Source organism: Adlercreutzia sp. ZJ141, from assembly GCF_011038965.1.
GTDB lineage: Bacteria > Actinomycetota > Coriobacteriia > Coriobacteriales > Eggerthellaceae > ZJ141.
Genome location: NZ_JAAKEB010000049.1, coordinates 1 through 1,793, shown reverse-complemented (window position 1 = coordinate 1,793; position 1,793 = coordinate 1). Strand labels below are relative to the sequence as shown.

The following is a 1,793-nucleotide window of genomic DNA, read 5'->3' as shown; positions in this document are numbered from 1 at the left end:
GTGAATGTCCCGAGCGCTCTGCTTGGGCGAAGGGCTTGTCATCAATCAAACCCCGGAAGGAAGCGAAGCCGGCCCTTGACTTTCTGACCCCAGACGAAGTCGAGGCGATGGTGAATGCCTGCGATGCGACAACGCTTAAAGGCCGTAGGGACTCGATGATGGTGAAGTTAATGTTCAACACAGGATTCCGCATTACCGAAATCGTCGAGCTTCGCGCTTCATCGTTCGAATTCGGTGAGGGCTCCTGTCGCGTCAGAACCATCGGGAAAGGTCGCAAAGAACGGAGTGTTCCCATCTGGCCAGAGACTTCAAATGCGGTAGCTTCCTATATGGAGGAGACGCACATCTCGGAAGAAGACTACCTGTTCCCTGGACGCAACGTAGGACATCTAACAAGGTCAGGTGCTAGATCACGCCTAGATTCCGTCTTTAGAGAAGCTGCTGCATCCAACCCTTCACTGTCGAAGAAACGCTGCACGCCCCATACACTGCGACATTCGACCGCCATGGCGATGCTTTCGGCGGGAGTGGATCTGTCAACGATAGCAATATGGCTGGGGCATGAAAACGTGAATACGACACACAAGTACATGGTGGCAGACATGGAGATGAAAGAAAGGGCACTCAACCGAGCTGCTGGCAAAAACCCATTCGGCTCGAAACAAAAACCTACTCACTACGTACCCGAACCCGGCCTGTTGGCATTTTTGGAATCTCTGTAAAGTGTGAACTGTGCTATGTGCTGGGAAGGTTACAGTAGCGCCTGGTAATGCTGAAGTGGCTGCGTCGCTCAGCACATAGCCTTTGCGTGCACATAGTTTCTTCCAATCACAAAAGATTTGATAGCCCTTTCAGCGATATTGTTGTCCAGACCTAAGTGTCCGTCTTTAAGCACATTCATGACATAAGGCCAGTATTTGAGCGAGTAGAGTAGCGCATCGTGCAAAGGCATCTTGGGCACAGCCTTATCTAAGGCATCCTCAGCCCACACCTTAAATGATTCCATGTGGGGCTTAAGCTTCTCTATGCGGGCTTTCTTGCGAGCTTCTGGCTCCATATCGTCAAACTTCTTGTCGATATGGAAGATGTGGTCTATACGTCGCCTTGCTTCTAAGGCAAATGAGTTTATACCCTCACATGCCGCATCACCTCCTGTCACCTTGACGATTTCAGCGAACTTGCGCCGTATGTGAACTAAACACGCAGTGTTGATTACCCCTTCGATTCCTAAGTTGAAGTAAGGGTCGTAGCCGTCGGTAGTAAGATAGCCTGACCAGTCTTTCAAAAAAGTGCGCACCACATTGCCCGAACGGGTCGGGTGGTACTCAAATATACAGTTAGGTGTCTTATAGGGGCCGCTTCTAAACAACCACATATAAGACTTTTGTGTGGGCAAGCGATCAGGCTCTTTAAGTACTTGGACCTCTGTCTCGTCAGCATTGAGGTACTTACATTCTAAGAGCTTTTCCTTCATGCGGGCATGTATGAGGGAAAGCCATCTTTCATACACGTTGATCGTCCAGTTTGCCATGTCCTGGCGGCTGATATCTGCCCCTATGGAGCGAAAGTCTTCCTCTAGCCGGTAGTAGGGCATGGAATTGGCATACTTCGCGTTGATCACATATGAGAGCATGGATGCTGTAGCAAACGAGTGTGGGATAGGAGAAAGTGTCGGCATTGGGGCACGTACGATCTGTGCGCTAACATCATCGCCTGCAGCGTTAGCCTTACAGCACGAGCTGCACTTATAAACATGACGTCGGTGCTCTTCAACGACAAGGTGCGCCGGAACA

At 50.3% G+C, this 1,793-nt stretch carries 2 protein-coding genes; one reads left to right on the top strand and one right to left on the bottom strand.

Translation table 11 applies throughout. The features are described from left to right. On the top strand, positions 1-722 hold a 722-nt coding region (locus G7Y44_RS10245; RefSeq protein ID WP_165249669.1), incomplete at its 5' end, for a tyrosine-type recombinase/integrase. A 68-nt stretch (positions 723-790) separates the two neighbouring features. Here the strand turns inward: G7Y44_RS10245 and tnpC are convergent. Continuing rightward, positions 791-1,793 (bottom strand): IS66 family transposase (gene tnpC / locus G7Y44_RS10240; RefSeq protein ID WP_165249667.1); only part of this gene is annotated, 1,003 nt, incomplete at its 5' end.